Consider the following 17,797-nt stretch of genomic DNA (forward strand, 5'->3'; position numbering starts at 1 on the left):
TTTGTCGTTCCGTTGTCGCTGGAAGTGGGGCGCATTATAAGGGGATTCGAAAGCGCGTCAACCTTTAATTTCAAGAAATTGAAATATAAGGGGAAAGGACCGTGTCAGGGCTACCAGGAGTTCGCCACAACCCCTTCAGCGCCTATCAGATCGAGCGCCGCCCACGCGGCGCTCGATTTCACAGGCACTACAAAATCAAAGCCAGGAACCTTGCCCCCCACCCCCACAATTGCGCACTATATTGCGCACCACACCACCCCGCCCAAGGATCGCCGCACATAAATGAACACCCAGCCCCGCAGCCTGGCCGCTACCCTCTTCCCGATTGGCCTGCTGCTAATCGCCATGGCATCGATTCAGTCCGGTGCTTCCCTGGCCAAAAGCATGTTCCCCATCATCGGTGCACAAGGCACCACCACCCTGCGCCTGATCTTCGCCAGCATCATCATGCTGCTGATACTGCGCCCGTGGCGGGTACGCATGACCGCCAACACCCTGCGCAACGTCGTTATCTATGGCATGGCGCTGGGCGGCATGAACTTCCTCTTCTATCTGGCTCTGCAAACGGTGCCGATCGGCATCGCCGTGGCCCTGGAGTTCACCGGCCCGCTAGCCGTGGCGATTTTCTCCTCGCGCCGGCCGATCGACTTCCTGTGGATTGCCCTGGCCATCGTCGGCCTGCTGCTGTTGCTACCTGCCGGCCACGGCGGGCAGGCACTTGACCCGCTGGGCGCCGCCTATGCCCTGGGCGCCGGTGTGTGCTGGGCCCTGTACATCCTGTTTGGCCAGCGCGCCGGTGCCGAGCATGGCATCCAGAGCGCGGCGCTCGGCGTGGTGGTCGCGGCCCTGTTCGTTGCCCCCATCGGTATCGCCCACGCCGGCAGCGCACTGCTTACGCCCGCCGTCATCCCCATGGCCCTGGGCGTCGCGGTACTGTCCACCGCCCTGCCCTACAGCCTGGAGATGGTTGCCCTCACGCGCATCCCGGCGCGCACCTTCGGCACCCTGATGAGCATCGAGCCAGCGTTCGGCGCGCTGTCCGGCCTGCTGTTCCTCGGTGAGGTACTGACCACCACCCAATGGCTGGCGATTCTGGCGATCATTACCGCGTCGGTCGGCACCACATTGTCCATGCGCAAGGAGGCCAGCCCTGCCGTCGCAGCGGACTGATATGAGAAATATTTTCATTTGAGCAAGAATTAATGATTGTAGCGGCCCGTCTCGCTGATTAAGCTGTCACAGAATCATCATCTTTACGCTATCTACTGGACCGAACACGGACGCTGGGGAAATTTCAGGACGAACCAAAGCGATAACGACAGGGCGAAACAGCGGGGCCGCCCTGCATTTAAGGACAGGAATGAAACGTATTTTGCTCATCCTGGCCATCTTGGCTATTGCTGGATGCGCCGCAACGGCCAAGACTGAGGTCAAAAGAGGCAAGAAGGGCCTGCATATCAACTGTTCCGGCCTTTCCTCCTCATGGGATAACTGCTACAGCAAAGCCGCGAGCTCCTGCGGCACCCGCGGGTATCGGGTAATTGCGCGCTCGGGCGATAGCGATGAAGAACCCGGCGACTACTTGTTCGGCATCAATCCGGCCGGCTACACCAGCCGCAGCATGATCGTCATCTGCAAGTAAAAAAAAGGGCAGCTCGCAAGCTGCCCTTTTCATTTGCCCTTTTTTTCATTTGCCCTTACAGCGGCGCAGTACGCACCTGCAACCAAGCCAGCGCTTCGCCCTTGAGCAAGGGTGCCAGGCGCTCGCGCACGCTACCGTGATAGCCGTTCAGCCAGTCCCGCTCTTCCTTGGTCAGCAACTCGGGCAACAGGCAACGGGTGTCGATAGGGCACAGCGTCAGGGTCTCAAAGTTCAGGAAGTCACCGAAGGCACTCTTGCCAGCCTCGCGGTTGGCCACCAGGTTCTCGATACGCACCCCCCACTGCCCAGGCCGGTACGTGCCCGGCTCGATTGAGCTGATCATGCCCACCTGCATCGCAGTCTGCGGCGCGGGCGCCGCCTGGTAGGCAATCACTTGCGGCCCCTCGTGCACGTTCATGAAGTAACCCACCCCATGCCCGGTGCCGTGGCCATAATCCACCTGGTCGGCCCAGATCGGTGCCCGGGCAATGGCGTCGAGCAGCGGCGACAGCAGCCCACGCGGGAAGCTGGCGCGCGACAATGCGATCATGCCTTTGAGCACACGGGTGCAATCCTGCTTCTGCGCAAGGCTCGGGTTGCCCACAGGCACCATGCGGGTGATGTCGGTGGTGCCGCCCAGGTACTGGCCGCCCGAATCGATCAGCAGCAAGCCATCGCCCTCGATAACCGCATGCGATTGCTCGGTAGCACGGTAGTGCGGCATCGCCCCGTTGCCATTGAAGGCGGCAATGGTCGAGAAGCTCAACGACACATAATCCGGGCGGCGGGCACGCGCGGCGCTCAACTGCTCGTCAACCGTCAATTCGGTGATCACCTGCTGGCCGAGGCTGGCCTCGAACCAGGCAAAGAATTCGCACAAGGCAGCGCCGTCCTGCTCCATGACCTGGCGGATGTGCACCAGGTCGTCTTCACCTTTGCAGGATTTGCTCAGGGTGGTGGGGTTGAGCCCCTCGACCAGCACCACCTCTGCCGGCAAGTTACCCAGCAAGCCGCAGGTAACCCGGGCCGGATCCACCAGCAGCCGGCCCCCGCCCGGGACGGTACCTAGTGCCTTGCCTGCTTCGCTGTAGTCGCGCACCTCGATGCCGTCGACCGCCAGCACCTGACGCAGGTGCGCGTCCACCTTGTCCTGGCCAACGAACAGGATGGCCTGCTGCTGATTGATCAAGGCAAAGGCCAGGAAAACCGGGTTGTAGGACACATCACTACCACGCAGGTTGAACAGCCAGGCGATGTCATCGAGGGTGGCGATGAAGTGCCAGTCGGCCCCCTTGGCCTGCATATCCTGACGCAACTGCGCGAGCTTTTCCGCCCTGCTCACCGTGGCGTGTGGCGGCAAGTGCTGGTACACCGGGTTAGCGGGCAGCGCCGGGCGCCCTTCCCAGACCTGGCCCAGCAGGTCATTGTCGGTGACCAGCCGCGCCCCACGCGCCTTCAGCCGCTCGCCCAGCTGACGCGCCGAGGCCACGGCCATAACCGCACCATCCACCGCGACGCTGCCATTGGGCTCGACGTGTTCGCCCAGCCACTCTAGTGCACCGGGCTTGCCCGGCAACAGCTTCATCAGTTCGATGCCACTGCCGGCCAGCTCTTGATCCGCCTGTTCCCAGTAGCGGCTATCGACCCACAACCCGGCAAACCCAGGCGTGACCACCAGCGTGCCGACCGAACCGTGGAAACCCGACAGCCACTGGCGCCCCTGCCAGTAACCGGGCAGGTATTCGGAAAGGTGGGGGTCGGCCGAAGGCACCAGCAAGGCATCGATGCCCTCTGCGGCCATGGCCTGGCGCATGCGCGCCAGTCGCTGCGGCACGCTTTGCTCAAGGGTGGTCTGAACGTTCATGCGCTCTCCTGCGGCTACATCACGGTTGATCCAGTGTGCCGATAATGGAACAGCCGCCACAGCCCTGCAATCGCGACGACCAACACACGGCATGCATTGCCCGCCATGCCCTGTGCCAACAGGACACTTCCTACAACTGGGCCAGGACCACCGATCAAGTCCCGCTGAACTTCCACACATTACCGGCTTCACACTCAGTACATTCATTGCACACAGGCAAATGATCATGCCCAGTGCCTGCAACCCGAAAACCGCAGTGGTGCTGCTCGACACCCGCGAACACACACCCGACCATGAGCAGGCCGTGCACCTCAAGCTTGCCGATGGCCTGGCCCGCCTGCTGGGCTGCCCGCACGTACAAACAGCCCATTCACCAACCGCCGCCGATGGCTACTACTACCTGCCTACCGAAACCTTGATCGACCCCAAGCGCCATGCCGCCATGGGCATCCGCAGCGAACAGGACCTGTTCGGCGGCCTGGTGGCATACCCCTACATGGCGACCAAGGCGATCTCCCACCCGTTGCCGGCAGGGGCCAGCTTCCCCCCTGGCTGGACCGATGCCTTCGCCCTGCAGGCCAGCGATGCCTTGCTGCGCGGCTACACCGTATTCAGCAAGGCCGATGCGCGCAATGCCGCGCAGCTGCTACTGAGGGACGGCCCGTTGCGGATAAAACCAGTGCTGGCCAGTGCCGGCCGTGGGCAACAGGTCATCGCCACGGCGGATGCGCTGGAGCCACTGCTGGCCGATATGGATGACAAAGAGCTGGCCCTGTGGGGGCTGGTGCTGGAAGAAGACTTAAATAACGTAGAAACTTTCAGCGTCGGCCAGGTGCGCGTGGCCGGCCTGACCTGCAGCTACCACGGCACCCAGCAACTGACGCACGACCATCAGGGCACCGAGGTGTACGGCGGCTCCGACCTGGTGGTGGTGCGTGGCGACTATCAGGCCTTGCTGCAACTACCACTGGAAGATCACCTGCGCCTGGCCATCAACCAGGCCATGGCCTACGAGCAGGCAGCAGAGCAGCACTTCCCCGGTTTCATTGCCTCGCGGCGCAATTACGACATCGCTCGCGGCCTGAACCCTCAGGGCCAGCTGCGCAGCGGCGTGCTTGAACAATCCTGGCGCCTGGGCGGTGCCAGCAGTGCCGAGCTGCTGGCCTTGCAGGCTTTTGCCGACGACCCGGCATTGCAACAGGTGCGTGCCTCCACCCATGAAGTGTTCGGCACCCCCGACCTACCCACTGACGCCACCCTCTTCTACCAAGGAAACGACAGTGAACTCGGACAACTCAGCAAATTTGCGCGGATTCGCGAACATGGCCACTCAGAGTGAAACCGTTGAACTGCAAGTCGAGAACGACAGCATCGTCGGTACCCTGGTCAGCCCTGGCAGCAAGATGCCGGGCATCCTCTTCGTCCACGGTTGGGGCGGTAGCCAGCAACGCGACCTGGCCCGTGCCAGGCACATTACCGGGCTTGGCTGCGTGTGCATGACCTTCGACCTGCGCGGCCATGAAAAAACCGAAAGCCAACGCCTGACGGTCACCCGCGAACAAAACCTCCAGGACCTGCTGGTGGCCTACGACCGGCTGCTCAGCCACCCGGCGGTGGACAGCAGCGCCATTGCCATCATCGGCAGCAGTTATGGCGGCTACCTGGCCACCTTGCTGACCCGCGAGCGGCCGGTCAAATGGCTAGCCCTGCGGGTACCCGCCATGTACTGGGACGATGAATGGAATGCCCCCAAGCAAACCCTCGACCGCCAACGCTTGAACGCCTACCGCCAGCGCCCGCTCGGGCCGGCGGACAACCGCGCGTTGGCAGCCTGCGCCGAGTTTGGCGGGGATGTGTTGCTGGTGGAGTCCGAGCAGGACGACTACGTGCCGCACAGCACCCTGATGAGCTACCGTTCAGCATTCGTCAGCGCCCATTCGCTCACCCACCGCATTGTCGATGGTGCCGACCACGCGTTATCCAGCGAAGAGAGCCAGAAGGCCTACAGTTCGATCCTGGCGGCATGGATCAGCGAAATGGTCGTCGGTGCCCGCCTGAACCGCTACCCGCACTACGCGCCGTGGTATGCCTGAGGCTCGCCTACCTGGCAATGCAGGCCGCCATCGGCACCGCGCACCAGGCTGCGCAGTGCCTGGTAGGCAGCAAAGTTGACGCCACGCGCCTGGTGCCGGGCAAGCAAGTCAAGGAACGGCTCCTCGACGAAATGCACGGCTGCCGCCGCCCAGGCCTGGCGCGACTGCCATTGCAGGTACTGCAGCACCCGGCTGCCATCATCGCTGGCCTGGATACTGACACCCTGCAGCCCTTCACAAAGCGTGGCCAGTTCTTCGCTGCGCGCAACCAACGCCTGGGCCAGTGCTTGCTGGCACATGCTGGGCACTTCATATTCAATCATCTGGGTGAACCACAGGGCATGAGGTGTCGCCGTCATCAACGGTCTCCTGGCTTCGGACGCATGCTGCGCGATGCCGTGCAGGGTAAAACCTCAAGTTAAGTCAAGGTCAAGTGGTTTTTCTGCCCTGCATGCGGCGCACCGCTAACCAGATACTGCAAAGCGACGCCGATAATCACTCGGGGTCAGGCCGGTGATACGCTGGAACACCTTGCGAAACGCGCCTGGGTCCTGGTAACCGACACCCCAGGCGATCTGCTCGACATTGCGCCGGGTAAATTCCAGCAAGCGGCACGCCCGCCCCACCCTCACTTGTTGGCAGTATTCGGTCGGGCGCAGCCCCGTGGCTGCACGAAAGCGCCGCAGGAAGGTACGTTCTTCAAGCCCTGCACAAGCCGCCATGGCGGCAAGGTCGGCATCCTGCCCGCCATTGCCCTGCAGCCAATGCTGCACTTTCAGTACTGCTTCGTCGCCGTGATCCAGGCGCGGGTTGAACAACGCCCCAGGCAAGGGTGCCGTGACCGGCTCAACCGCCAGGTAGCGGGCAGTCTCCCGCGCCACCGTCGCCCCCAGAAAGCGCTCCAGCAGGCGCAGGCCCAAGTCAGTCCAGGCCATCAACCCGGCCGAGGTCACGATGTCACCGTCGTCCAGCAACGGCTGCTGGGCCTCTACCCGTATGCTGGGGAAGCGCTGGGCAAGCGAATGCACGTAGTTCCAGTGGGTGCAGGCCGGGCGCCCGTCCAGCAAGCCGCTGGCGGCAATGAAGAACACCCCGATGCACACCGATGCCAGCACCGTGCCGCTCCCGTGCAGCTGGCACAACGACGTGCGATGGCGGTCGAGCAGTTCGGCTTGCGGTGCCGATTCCAGGCTCGGCGGAATGATCAACACCCGTAGGGCAGCGTCGACAGCGAGTGGGCTATCAGGGGCCGGCTGCAATTGCCCCGCCTCGTCTACCTGCCAGTAGCTGACGCGAACTTGCGGCAACTCGACGGCCCCCAGCTCGGCAGCAACCCGGTTGGCCACCAGGAACAGGTCGGCCAGGCCATGCACGGCGGCGCGCTGCACGCCGGGGTATAGCAGCAGGCCGATGTCGAGGATGGCAGGGTTGTCAGTTTTTGCCCGCATAGTGTCGTTCGCGCCAATCCTCAGGTCAGTGCACACAGCCTATAACTAACGTCATCCAACGACTACTGCCACAGGAGGCAGCATGAGCAAGCAGGCACTGATCATCATCGACATCCAGAACGACTACTTCCCGGGCGGCAAGTGGACCCTCGACGGCGCCGACCAGGCGGCCGACAATGCTGCCCGCCTGCTGGCGGCGGCGCGCCAACGGGGCGACCTGGTGGTGCATGTGCGGCACGAGTTCGACAGCGCCGATGCGCCCTTCTTCGCCCCTGGTTCGCAGGGTGCGGCCATCCACAGCAAGGTCGAACCGGTGGCGGGCGAGCCGGTGGTACTCAAGCACAAGGTCAACGCTTTCCTGGGTACTGACCTTGAGCACACCCTGGACCGCCACGGCGTCGAGGCCCTGACCATCGTTGGCAGCATGAGCCACATGTGCATCGACGCCGCCACCCGTGCCGCGGCCGACCTGGGCTATGAAGTGACCGTGGCGCACGATGCCTGCGCGACCCTGCCATTGGCGTTCGACGGCAAGCAGGTGCCGGCAGCGCAGGTGCATGATTCGGCGATGGCGGCGTTGGCGTTTGCCTATGCCAAGGTGGTGAAGACCGATGAACTGCTGGATCGCTGATATGGCTTGAAATTTTGGGGGCGCTTTGCGCCCCTTTCGCGACGCAAGGCCGCCCCCACAGAAGGTACGCGATCCCTTGCAGGAGCGGCCTTGCGTCGCGATGGGCTGCGCAGCAGCCCCAATCCTGCAAACTCAGATCACCACATTGCGCACAAAGCGCACCGCCACCGCGCCATCATTGCGGTAGGCATACCGGCAATTGCTGGGAAAGACATGGAACTGCCCCACCTGCAGGCGGTGCTCGACCCCTTCGATGATCAGCGTCAGTTGCCCTTCAGCCACATAGATCTGCTCACTCCAACCCTCGGCATCGGCCTCGCTGGAATAGCACTCGCCCGGTGCCAGGGTCCATTCCCACAGTTCCACCTCGCGCCGCGCCGGGCTGGTGCCGAGTAACACCGCCCTGCTTTGCAGGTGTTCACCGGCCCAGGCCAGCTCTTCGATACGCCCGGGGTCACGCTGGTCAGGGGCCTGGATCAGGGTACTGAAAGCCACGCCCAAGGCTTCGGCAATCAGGTCCAGGGTAGTCAGGCTGACATTCTTTTCACCCGCCTCGATCGCCACCAGCATGCGGCGGCTGACCCCGGAGCGCTCGGCCAGCGCGGTCTGGCTCATGCCAGCGGCATTGCGCAGGCTGCGTACATTGTGGCTGACATGTTGCAGCACCGATGCTCGGTGCGAAGAATCTTTGTGCACTATATTGCTCACTGGTCGATATTGCGCAGTATACTGCTCACTTTGCGGCAATTGTGCGCCGCCCCCTCCGAGTACGCAAGACCATGAGCCAGCCCAGCAGCAAGCCGACCCCCGCCGTTACCTTTCGCCTGAGCAAGGCAGAACTGGTACTGGTGTTCATCACCATGTTGTGGGGCGGCACCTTCCTGCTGGTGCACAACGTGATGACTGTCAGCGGCCCGATGTTCTTCGTCGGCCTGCGTTTTGCCGCAGCCGCGTTGTTCGTTGGCGTGGTCTCGGCGCGGGCACTGCCTGGGCTGACCTTTACCGAACTGAAAGCCGGCATGCTGATCGGCGTATCGATCATGCTCGGCTATGGCTTGCAGACCATGGGCCTGCAAACCATCAGCAGCAGCCAGTCGGCGTTCATCACTGCGCTGTACGTGCCATTCGTGCCGCTGCTGCAGTGGCTGGTACTGGGTCGGCGGCCAGGCCTGATGCCCAGCGTCGGTATCTGCCTGGCGTTTGTCGGCCTGATGCTGCTGGCTGGGCCGGAAGGCGGCAGCCTGCGCTTCAGCGAGGGCGAACTGGTAACCCTGGTGAGTGCCGTGGCCATTGCCGGCGAAATCATCCTGATCAGCCGCTACGCCGGCCAGGTCGATGTGCGCCGGGTCACCGTGGTACAACTGGCGACCGCATCGCTGCTGGCATTCCTGATGATCGTACCGACCCAGGAACGCATCCCCGACTTCTCCTGGCTGCTACTGGCCAGCGCAGTAGGCCTGGGTGCCATGAGCGCGGTGATCCAGGTGGCGATGAACTGGGCGCAGAAGTCGGTCTCGCCCACCCGCGCCACGCTCATTTATGCCGGCGAGCCGGTATGGGCCGGCATCGTCGGGCGCATCGCCGGCGAACGCCTGCCGGGCGTGGCCCTGCTCGGCGGCCTGCTGATCGTGATCGCGGTGGTAGCCAGCGAACTCAAGGTGCGGCGCCCGCGTGAAGCTGCCGAAGCAGGCGATGTACAGGATCAAGGCGAACGCCAGGCCGGACTGTAAAGCGGGCAACAGCGGCTATGCTTTGTAAAGAACTGTTATAAAAAAACCGCTTGTCACAGCCTGTTTGTAGGATTCTGCGACAGCTTGCGTGTTGGTGATCATCACCTTGACACGTATGATTCTTTGCAAACTTCTCCAGAATAGGCCGCTATGTCATTGATAGTGCTATTGCTTCTGCCGTTCGTGGGCAGTTGCCTGGCAGCCGTGCTGCCGCACAACGCACGTAACGCCGAGTCCCTTCTTGCCGGGCTCGTAGCCCTGGTCGGTACCGTCCAGGTAGCACTGCTTTACCCTCAGGTTGCCCACGGCGGGGTGATTCGCGAAGAATTCCTGTGGCTGCCCAGCCTGGGGCTGAACCTGGTGCTGCGCATGGACGGCTTCGCCTGGCTGTTCTCGCTGCTGGTGCTGGGCATCGGCACGCTGGTGTCGCTGTATGCGCGCTATTACATGTCGCCGCAAGACCCGGTGCCGCGCTTCTTCGCCTTCTTCCTGGCCTTCATGGGCGCCATGCTGGGCCTGGTAATCTCTGGCAACCTGATCCAACTGGTATTCTTCTGGGAACTGACCAGCCTGTTCTCCTTCCTGTTGATCGGCTACTGGCACCACCGCGCCGATGCCCGCCGCGGCGCCTATATGGCGCTGATGGTGACCGGTGCGGGAGGTTTGTGCCTGCTGGTAGGGGCCCTGCTGCTCGGCCATGTGGTCGGCAGCTACGACCTGGACAAGGTCCTGGCTGCCGGCGACACCATCCGCCAGCATGCGCTGTACCCGGTGCTGCTGCCCCTGATCCTCATCGGCGCCCTGAGCAAGAGCGCACAGTTCCCCTTCCAGTTCTGGCTGCCCCACGCCATGGCAGCGCCCACGCCGGTATCGGCTTATCTGCACTCGGCCACCATGGTCAAGGCCGGGGTATTCCTGCTGGCACGCCTATGGCCGGTGCTATCCGGCAGCGAAGAATGGTTCTGGATCGTCGGCGGTGCCGGCGCAATCACCTTGCTGCTCGGCGCCTTCGCCGCGATGTTCCAGAACGACCTCAAGGGCCTGCTGGCCTATTCGACCATCAGCCACCTGGGCCTGATTACCCTGCTGCTGGGCCTGAACAGCCCGCTGGCTGCTGTCGCCGCAGTGTTCCACATTCTCAACCATGCCACCTTCAAGGCCTCGTTGTTCATGGCCGCCGGCATCATAGACCACGAAAGCGGTACCCGGGATATCCGCCGCCTCAGCGGCCTGATCCGCCTGGTGCCGTACACCGCCACCCTGGCCATGGTCGCCAGCGCCTCGATGGCTGGCGTGCCGTTGATGAACGGTTTCCTGTCGAAGGAAATGTTCTTCGCCGAAACGGTGTTCATCAGCTCCACCGCCTGGGTCGAAGCCACACTGCCGGTAATCGCCACCCTGGCCGGTACTTTCAGCGTGGCCTATGCCTTGCGCTTCACCGTCGATGTGTTCTTCGGGCCTACTGCCCAGGACTTGCCCCACACCCCGCATGAGCCGCCACGCTGGATGCGCGCCCCGGTCGAGCTGCTGGTACTCACCTGCCTGGTGGTGGGCATCTTCCCCGCCCAATCGGTCGGCCCGCTGCTGGCCGCCGCCGCGCTGCCGGTGGTGGGTGGCACCCTGCCGGAATACAGCCTGGCCATCTGGCACGGCTGGAACGCGCCACTGATCATGAGCCTGGTGGCCATGAGCGGCGGTATCGTGCTGTACCTGTTGCTGCGCAAGCAGCTGCGCCTGGGCCGTTTCCCTTACCCGCCTGTAATCGAGCGCTTCAACGGCAAGCGCCTGTTCGAGCACGGCCAGGTTCAACTGATGCTGCTGGCGCGGCGTATCGAGCGTCTGCTCACCACCCGCCGCCTGCAGTCGCAGTTGTTCATGCTGGTGGTTGCAGCGTTTCTCGCCGGCCTCACGCCCATGCTCTACAGCGGCCTGAGCTGGGGCGACCGGCCGAAAATTCCAGGCTCGGGGGTGTTTGTCGCGCTGTGGCTGATCGCCATTGCCTGCGCCATCGGCGCTGCCTATCAGGCCAAGTACCACCGCCTGGCGGCATTGATCATGGTCAGCGTCTGCGGCCTGATGACGTGCATTACCTTCGTCTGGTTCTCCGCACCCGACCTGGCCCTGACCCAGCTGGTGGTTGAAGTGGTCACCACCGTGCTGATCCTGCTCGGCCTGCGCTGGCTGCCGCGGCGGATCGAAGGCGTGTCGCCGCTGCCCGGCAGCCTGGAGCGTGCGCGCATGCGCCGCCTGCGCGACCTGCTGCTGGCAGTGCTGGTGGGCGGCGGGATGGCCGTACTGTCGTATGCCATGCTGACCCGCCCGACACCCAACGACATTTCCTCGTTCTACCTGAGCCGGGCGCTGCCCCAGGGCGGCGGCACCAACGTGGTCAATGTGATGCTGGTCGATTTCCGCGGCTTCGATACCCTCGGTGAAATCACCGTGCTGGTGGCCGTGGCGCTGACCGTGTTCGCCCTGCTGCGGCGCTTCCGCCCACCGAAGGAGAGCATGCAATTGCCGGCGCAGCAGCGCCAGCTGGCGCCCGACGTGGTCACCGACCTGATCAACCCGCGGCACGCCACCGACACCGCGCTGGGCTTCATGATGGTGCCTGCGGTGCTGGTGCGCCTGCTGCTGCCGATCGCCTTGCTGGTGTCGATGTACCTGTTCATGCGTGGGCATAACCAGCCGGGCGGCGGCTTTGTCGCCGGCCTGGTGATGTCAGTGGCATTCATCCTGCAATACATGGTGGCCGGCACCCAGTGGGTCGAGGCGCAGATGAGCCTGCGCCCGCTGCGCTGGATGGGCACCGGGCTGCTGTGCGCAACCCTGACCGGGGTGGGCGCCATGCTGCTCGGCTACCCGTTCCTCACCACCCATACCGCCCACCTGTACCTGCCGTTGCTCGGTGACGTGCACGTGGCCAGCGCGCTGTTCTTCGATGTCGGCGTGTTCACCGTGGTGGTCGGCTCGACCCTGCTGATCCTCACCGCCCTGGCGCACCAGTCGGTGCGCGCCTACCGCCCGGGCAACCCGGCGAAAACCAGCCAAGCAGGAGCCGCCTGATGGAAGAAGTGATTGCAGTCGCCATCGGCGTGCTGGCCGCCTCGGGGGTATGGTTGATCCTGCGCCCACGTACCTACCAGGTGATCATGGGCCTATGCCTGCTGTCGTACGGGGTCAACCTGTTCATCTTCAGCATGGGCAGCCTGTTCATCGGCAAGGAGCCGATCATCAAGGACGGCGTTACCCAGGACCTGCTGCACTACACCGACCCGCTGCCACAGGCCCTGGTGCTCACCGCCATCGTCATCAGCTTCGCCATGACCGCGCTGTTCCTGGTGGTGTTGCTGGCCTCGCGCGGGCTGACCGGTACCGACCACGTCGATGGCCGGGAGCGTGACGAATGAGTGGTATGAGTCAACTGATCATCGCACCTATCCTGCTGCCGCTGATCACCGCTGCGGTGATGTTGCTGCTGGGCGAAAAGCACCGGCAGATCAAGGACCGGCTGAACCTGCTGTCGACCTTCGCCGGCCTGGCCATCGCGGTTTGCCTGCTGCTGTGGGTGCGCACCCAGGGCCAGGCGGAGTCGATCGGCGTGTACCTGCCGGGAAACTGGCCGGCGCCATTCGGCATCGTGCTGGTAGTGGACCACCTGTCCGCGTTGCTGCTGACGCTGACCGGGGTCATCGGCTTCAGCGCACTGCTATTTGCCCGCGCCCGCTGGGACGGTGCCGGGGCCAGCTTCCATGCACTGTTCCAGATCCAGTTGATGGGCCTGTACGGTGCCTTTCTCACCGCCGACCTGTTCAACCTGTTCGTGTTCTTCGAAGTGCTGCTGGCCGCCTCCTATGGCCTGCTGCTGCATGGCTCGGGCCGCGCCCGGGTGCGCGCCGGCCTGCACTACATCGCCATCAACCTGTTCGCCTCGTCGCTGTTCCTGATTGGCGCGGCGATGCTATACGGGGTAACCGGCACACTGAACATGGCCGACCTGGCCCTGAAGATTCCGCTGGTGCCGGAGGCCGATCGTGGCCTGCTGCACGCCGGCGCGGCCATTCTGGCCATGGCTTTCCTGGTCAAGGCCGGCATCTGGCCGCTGAACTTCTGGCTGGTGCCGGCCTATGCCTCGGCCAGCGCGCCAGTGGCTGCGCTGTTCGCCATCATGACCAAGGTCGGCCTGTATGCCGTGCTGCGCCTGTGGACGTTGCTGTTCTCCGGGCAGGCCGGGGCCTCGGCGCACTTCGGTGGTGAATGGCTGGTGTACGGTGGCCTGGTCACCCTGGCTGTGGCAGCGGTGTCGATCCTGGCCGCGCAGCGCCTGGAGCGTATGGCGGCGCTCAGCATCCTGGTCTCGGCCGGCACCCTGCTCGGCGCGGTCGGCTTTGCCCAGTCGGCGCTCACCGGCGCTGCGTTGTTCTACCTGGTCAACTCGACCCTGGCGCTGTGCGCGCTGTTCCTGCTCGCCGAACTGGTCGAGCGTTCGCGCTCGGCCAATGAAGCGCCACTGGACGATGAAGAAGGCGTCATACCGCCACCGCTGGAGTCGCTGCACCCGCCCAAGGGCATCAACCTCGACGACGAGCAAAAGGTGGTGATCGGCCAGATCATCCCGTGGACCATGGCCTTCCTCGGCCTCAGCTTTATTGCCTGTGCCTTGCTGATCATCGGCATGCCGCCGCTGTCAGGCTTTGTTGGCAAGCTCAACCTGATCAGCGCGCTGTTCAACCCGCAGGGGCTGGGCGTGCCGCCCGAGCAACCGTTGGGTGCGGCAGGCTGGGGCCTGGTAGCCCTGCTGATCCTGTCTGGCATGGCCTCACTGATCGCCTTCGGCCGCGTCGGTATCCAGCGCTTCTGGAAACCCGAAGAGCGCCCGTCGCCGGTGCTGCGCCGCTATGAGTGCCTGCCCATCGTCATCCTGCTCGGCCTGTGCATGGTCCTCAGCCTCAAGGCCGAGCCGCTGCTGCGCTATACCCAGGACACTGCCGCCAGCCTGCAGGCCCCCGATGCCTATATCGAAGCCGTGATGGCCGCCCGGCCGATTCCTGGCCCCACCTCGCTCGACGTACAGGTGCAGCCATGAACCGACTGTTCCCCGCCCCGCTACTATCGGTTTCGCTGTTCGCGCTGTGGCTGTTGCTGAACCTTTCGGTCAGCCCCGGCAACTTGCTGCTGGGCGCCGTGCTTGGCGCACTGGCGCCACTGCTGATGGCGCCGCTGCGCCCGCAACATGCCCATGTGCGGCGGCCACTGGTCATTGCCCGGCTGATTGGCCGGGTTGGCCTCGATGTGATCATGTCCAACCTGCTGGTGGCGCGCGGCGTGCTGCGCGCCGGCAAGCAACCGCCACGTTCGGCGTTCGTCCACATCCCGCTGGCCCTGCGCGATCCGCATGGCCTGGCAGCGCTGTCGATGATCACCACGGTGGTGCCCGGTACGGTCTGGTCCGAGCTGGCGCTGGACCGCAGCGTGCTGCTACTGCATGTGTTCGACCTGGCCGATGAGGCGGCCTTCATCACGCACTTCAAAGACACCTACGAACGCCCGCTGATGGAGATTTTCCAATGACAGGCCTGCTCGCCAACGCTGTCCTCGCCAGCCTGTTCATCTTCGCCCTGGCCATGGGCCTGGCGCTGATCCGCCTGTTCCGCGGCCCGTCTGCCCAGGACCGGGTACTGGCGCTGGACTACCTGTACATCCTGGCCATGCTGACCATGCTGGTGCTGGGTATCCGTTATGCCAGTGACACCTACTTCGAAGGTGCCCTGCTGATTGCGCTGTTCGGCTTCGTCGGCTCGTTTGCCCTGGCCAAGTTCCTGCTGCGCGGTGAGGTGATCGAATGACTGAATCCCTGCAACTACCCTTCTGGCTGGAACTGATCACCGCCGTGCTGCTGCTGACTGGCAGCCTGTTCGCCCTGGTCGGCGCACTGGGCCTGTTGCGCCTGAAAGACTACTTCCAGCGCATGCACCCGCCGGCACTGGCCTCGACCATCGGTGCCTGGTGCGTGGCGCTGGCCTCGATCATCTACTTCTCGTGGCTCAAGGATGCGCCGGTACTGCACGCCTGGCTGATTCCAGTCCTGCTGTCGATCACCGTGCCGGTCACCACGCTGTTGCTGGCCCGGGCGGCACTGTTCCGCAAACGCATGTCGAAAGAACCGGTACCTGAAGAAGTCAGCAGCGGCCGAGATCGCGGTAATTGAACGGTTGCCACCTCACCCTTGGCTGAGGCGCTGCAACTCCCGCCGGACCATGGCAGCATAGGGCGGTGGACCGAGGCGGTACAATTCACCCGCCACCCAGGTCAGCCAGGCGCTTTGCAACACCTCGCGCCTGGCCAGCAAACGCTCAGCCTCAGCCACGGCATCTGCCTGGTGTTGCCGATGAAACTCGGCACGCGTGGCAGGTGTATCACCACTGTCGGTCATTCACTGGCCTTGAAGGTGGTCAGTTCACCCTTGCGCCATTTGGCAACCTTGCCGGTCACCGCCTTGAGCAACTTGCCCAGGCCTTCCTGTACTTGCTGCTGCGCGGCGAACACCAGCATCACGCCCTGGCCTTCACGGAATACGATGCCCTCGCCTTCGGGCACCGATACGAAGGCGTAATCGCCCACACCATAAACGTTCAGTTTGATTTCGCGAAAGCGCATTTCCAGCTTGCCGCCTTCGCGGCTGGGCAGCACGGCAGCGCGGAAGTGGTCGCCTACTTTCAGCTCCAGGCGCTGCTTGTCATCGACCACCAAGGCACTTTCGGTGTCGATCTCGGCCATGTACAGGCCTTCGGGATTCTGTTCGGTCACATAGATAAAGCGGCCCTGGAACAGCTGGGCCAATTTACCGCGCAAGTCGCCAAGGGCGAACAATGCATGGGTATCAAGAGTGCTGACTGCCAATGAAGTAATCCTCAACCGGTTACAACCCGCCCTCACCCAAGCTCGGGGAGGCACGGCCATTTCTTATCGATAGGCGAAAAGAGTAATAAAGCGATATGCGAAATGTCTGTGCTCGCTGACGATGCAGCGTGCAGGAATCTTTACTCTGGCTTGCCAGATTCGCCTTCAACCGAAGGCGTTTGGCTCATTCCCGGCTTGGGAAGCGTGATGCCTGATATCACTCGCCAGAAATCGCAACCACGGGAGTGAGCCTGCAAGAAGACAAGCCCTAGCATCCATGTGCGCATTACTGTAGGACAAATATGCCCGAAAACACTGAAACCCGTCGAGAGGCAATAAACATTTTCAGGCAGCCAAGCCTTTCTTCAATTGCTGCAACCAGGCAGCCTGGCATTCCAACGCCTCTTCACGTGTCGCGAATGCGGTGCCTCGGCGTTCGCCATTGACCAGCACCACCCAACAGATGCGTTTGCCCAACGCCTGCAGGGTTGCCGGCACACCTGAACCAATCATCACGGCTACATCGACTCGGCTATTCATCATTCCCTCCGGAATTAATTAGCACCCTAACGATATAGCCATGATACGCCTGACGGCGGTGAGGAAACAGCCCATCCCGGTACAGCAGTGTTACTCACCGAGCAACAAAACCGGCCGCTTGCAAGAAACGCAAAAAGCCCCAGGGACTGCTCCGTGGGGCTTGGCGCCGTGCGCGAGGTTAAACCTGACGCTGGTGGCGATCGAGCTGCTCGTGGCGCTCTTGGGCTTCGATGCAGTACTTGGTGGTCGGGCTGATCAGCAGACGCTTCAGGCCGATTGGCTCACCGCTGTCATCGCACCAGCCGAAGCTCTCGTCGGTAATACGGTCCAGGGCCATTTCCAGCTGTGGCAGCAGGCGCTGGTCGCGGTCGATGGCATTTACCAGCCAGCTACGCTCTTCTTCGACCGAAGCCACGTCGGCAGGGTCCGACGGGGTGTCCAGGCCTTCGATGGTGGTGCGGCTGAGCTCGATGCGTTCATGGGTTTCGACTTTCATCGCCTGCAGCAGCTCAGCGAAGAAGGCCAGCTGGTCGGCGTTCATGTAGTCATCGGCCGACATGGCCAGCAACTGTTCCTTGGTCATCGATTTCTCTATGAAAAAATGTGCATTTGGGCGATTCATGTGCCGCCGGCGCCTTGGCATCGGCGGCGGAATTCTTCAAGCGCCAATCGGCACTCTTTTACAGGGGGCGGCAGTCTAAGGCGCCACGTCGCGTGGAGCAACTGCAAATGGGTGCGAATTTGCTTCCGATGCTTACAATCCGCTGGTCGGTGCCTTCAGTTCAACTCCGTTGCCTCCACGATACTGAGAATCTGGTTCTGGCTCTGGCTCTGGCTTTTGATCTTGATCTTGATCTTGATCTTGATCTTCGCGACTTCAGGAGGCCGAGCGAAGGGCTTGCGGAGGGAGGTGACGGGCATGGATGCCCGTCAAGCGCTGAGGCCCCAT

Annotated in this window: 22 protein-coding genes; 14 read left to right on the forward strand and 8 right to left on the reverse strand. The window is 63.1% G+C overall.

The window, feature by feature from the left end; all coding sequences use genetic code 11:
• The 3 genes from ABE456_RS25310 to ABE456_RS25320 all read left to right on the forward strand — a co-directional run.
• Positions 1-282, forward strand: a 282-nt coding sequence (locus ABE456_RS25310; RefSeq protein WP_346646377.1) for a hypothetical protein, incomplete at its 5' end; no start/stop codon positions are given.
• Positions 283-1,170: a threonine/homoserine exporter RhtA gene (gene rhtA / locus ABE456_RS25315; protein ID WP_346646378.1), complete on the forward strand. Its 888-nt coding sequence runs from the start codon at positions 283-285 to the stop codon at positions 1,168-1,170. It begins immediately after the preceding gene.
• Between the two features lie 190 nt (positions 1,171-1,360).
• A complete protein-coding gene (locus tag ABE456_RS25320; protein ID WP_346646379.1) occupies positions 1,361-1,642 on the forward strand; it encodes a hypothetical protein in 282 nt (93 codons plus the stop codon).
• Positions 1,643-1,697: 55 nt separating this feature from the next.
• Here ABE456_RS25320 and ABE456_RS25325 read toward each other — a convergent pair whose 3' ends face one another.
• Entirely contained in the window at positions 1,698-3,506 is a 1,809-nt protein-coding gene (locus ABE456_RS25325) for an aminopeptidase P family protein (RefSeq protein WP_346646380.1), read from the reverse strand.
• Between the two features lie 220 nt (positions 3,507-3,726).
• Here ABE456_RS25325 and ABE456_RS25330 point away from each other — a divergent pair, with 220 nt between their 5' ends.
• Entirely contained in the window at positions 3,727-4,845 is a 1,119-nt protein-coding gene (locus ABE456_RS25330; protein ID WP_346646381.1) for a DUF3182 family protein, read from the forward strand.
• Positions 4,829-5,599, forward strand: a complete 771-nt coding sequence (locus tag ABE456_RS25335) for an alpha/beta fold hydrolase (protein ID WP_346646382.1) — start codon at positions 4,829-4,831, stop codon at positions 5,597-5,599. The genes ABE456_RS25330 and ABE456_RS25335 overlap by 17 nt, the downstream gene beginning before the upstream one ends.
• On the opposite strand, the gene ABE456_RS25340 is transcribed toward ABE456_RS25335, so the two are convergent.
• The gene (locus tag ABE456_RS25340; RefSeq protein ID WP_346646383.1) at positions 5,578-5,958 is read right to left on the reverse strand and encodes an antibiotic biosynthesis monooxygenase; all 381 of its coding nucleotides are present in this window, start codon (positions 5,956-5,958) and stop codon (positions 5,578-5,580) included. The two genes, ABE456_RS25335 and ABE456_RS25340, sit on opposite strands and share 22 nt — an antisense overlap.
• A gap of 105 nt (positions 5,959-6,063) precedes the next feature.
• Positions 6,064-7,047 (reverse strand): helix-turn-helix domain-containing protein, encoded by a 984-nt coding sequence (locus ABE456_RS25345; protein ID WP_346646384.1) that lies wholly within the window; start codon positions 7,045-7,047, stop codon positions 6,064-6,066.
• A gap of 82 nt (positions 7,048-7,129) precedes the next feature.
• On the opposite strand from ABE456_RS25345, the gene ABE456_RS25350 reads away from it, so the two are divergent.
• Positions 7,130-7,678, forward strand: a complete 549-nt coding sequence (locus tag ABE456_RS25350) for a cysteine hydrolase family protein (protein ID WP_346646385.1) — start codon at positions 7,130-7,132, stop codon at positions 7,676-7,678.
• 132 nt (positions 7,679-7,810) lie between these two features.
• Here the strand turns inward: ABE456_RS25350 and ABE456_RS25355 are convergent, their stop codons facing one another.
• Positions 7,811-8,374 carry an XRE family transcriptional regulator gene (locus tag ABE456_RS25355; protein WP_346646386.1) on the reverse strand — a complete coding sequence of 188 codons (564 nt, stop codon included), beginning with the start codon at positions 8,372-8,374 and terminating at the stop codon, positions 7,811-7,813.
• An 83-nt stretch (positions 8,375-8,457) separates the two neighbouring features.
• Between ABE456_RS25355 and ABE456_RS25360 the strand changes: the two genes are divergently transcribed.
• From ABE456_RS25360 to ABE456_RS25390, 7 genes are all read left to right on the forward strand, one after another.
• Positions 8,458-9,408 carry a DMT family transporter gene (locus ABE456_RS25360; protein ID WP_346646387.1) on the forward strand — a complete coding sequence of 317 codons (951 nt, stop codon included), beginning with the start codon at positions 8,458-8,460 and terminating at the stop codon, positions 9,406-9,408.
• A gap of 150 nt (positions 9,409-9,558) precedes the next feature.
• A complete protein-coding gene (locus tag ABE456_RS25365) occupies positions 9,559-12,474 on the forward strand; it encodes a monovalent cation/H+ antiporter subunit A (protein WP_346646388.1) in 2,916 nt (971 codons plus the stop codon).
• Entirely contained in the window at positions 12,474-12,818 is a 345-nt protein-coding gene (locus ABE456_RS25370; protein WP_003250128.1) for a Na+/H+ antiporter subunit C, read from the forward strand. The genes ABE456_RS25365 and ABE456_RS25370 overlap by 1 nt, the downstream gene beginning before the upstream one ends.
• On the forward strand, positions 12,815-14,494 hold the full coding sequence (locus ABE456_RS25375; RefSeq protein ID WP_346646389.1) for a monovalent cation/H+ antiporter subunit D: 1,680 nt from the start codon (positions 12,815-12,817) through the stop codon (positions 14,492-14,494). The genes ABE456_RS25370 and ABE456_RS25375 overlap by 4 nt, the downstream gene beginning before the upstream one ends.
• A complete protein-coding gene (locus ABE456_RS25380; protein WP_346646390.1) occupies positions 14,491-14,979 on the forward strand; it encodes a Na+/H+ antiporter subunit E in 489 nt (162 codons plus the stop codon). The genes ABE456_RS25375 and ABE456_RS25380 overlap by 4 nt, the downstream gene beginning before the upstream one ends.
• Positions 14,976-15,254 (forward strand): K+/H+ antiporter subunit F, encoded by a 279-nt coding sequence (locus ABE456_RS25385; RefSeq protein ID WP_003250109.1) that lies wholly within the window; start codon positions 14,976-14,978, stop codon positions 15,252-15,254. The genes ABE456_RS25380 and ABE456_RS25385 overlap by 4 nt, the downstream gene beginning before the upstream one ends.
• Positions 15,251-15,616 (forward strand): Na+/H+ antiporter subunit G, encoded by a 366-nt coding sequence (locus ABE456_RS25390; protein WP_346646391.1) that lies wholly within the window; start codon positions 15,251-15,253, stop codon positions 15,614-15,616. The genes ABE456_RS25385 and ABE456_RS25390 overlap by 4 nt, the downstream gene beginning before the upstream one ends.
• 12 nt (positions 15,617-15,628) lie before the next feature.
• On the opposite strand, the gene ABE456_RS25395 is transcribed toward ABE456_RS25390, so the two are convergent.
• The 4 genes from ABE456_RS25395 to ABE456_RS25410 form a co-directional block, all read right to left on the reverse strand.
• Positions 15,629-15,841 carry a hypothetical protein gene (locus tag ABE456_RS25395; protein WP_346646392.1) on the reverse strand — a complete coding sequence of 71 codons (213 nt, stop codon included), beginning with the start codon at positions 15,839-15,841 and terminating at the stop codon, positions 15,629-15,631.
• Positions 15,838-16,308 carry a hypothetical protein gene (locus ABE456_RS25400; RefSeq protein WP_060500527.1) on the reverse strand — a complete coding sequence of 157 codons (471 nt, stop codon included), beginning with the start codon at positions 16,306-16,308 and terminating at the stop codon, positions 15,838-15,840. Before ABE456_RS25400 ends, ABE456_RS25395 begins: the two co-directional genes overlap by 4 nt.
• A gap of 345 nt (positions 16,309-16,653) precedes the next feature.
• Positions 16,654-16,848, reverse strand: coding sequence for a hypothetical protein (locus ABE456_RS25405; RefSeq protein WP_346646393.1), 195 nt, complete (start codon positions 16,846-16,848; stop codon positions 16,654-16,656).
• A 178-nt stretch (positions 16,849-17,026) separates the two neighbouring features.
• Positions 17,027-17,431 (reverse strand): TraR/DksA C4-type zinc finger protein, encoded by a 405-nt coding sequence (locus ABE456_RS25410; RefSeq protein WP_346646394.1) that lies wholly within the window; start codon positions 17,429-17,431, stop codon positions 17,027-17,029.
• A gap of 131 nt (positions 17,432-17,562) precedes the next feature.
• Between ABE456_RS25410 and ABE456_RS25415 the strand changes: the two genes are divergently transcribed.
• Positions 17,563-17,797, forward strand: a 235-nt coding sequence (locus tag ABE456_RS25415) for a hypothetical protein (RefSeq protein WP_346646395.1), incomplete at its 3' end; no start/stop codon positions are given.

It is taken from the genome of Pseudomonas sp. TWI929 (assembly GCF_039673335.1).
In the GTDB taxonomy this organism is placed as follows: Bacteria; Pseudomonadota; Gammaproteobacteria; order Pseudomonadales; family Pseudomonadaceae; genus Aquipseudomonas.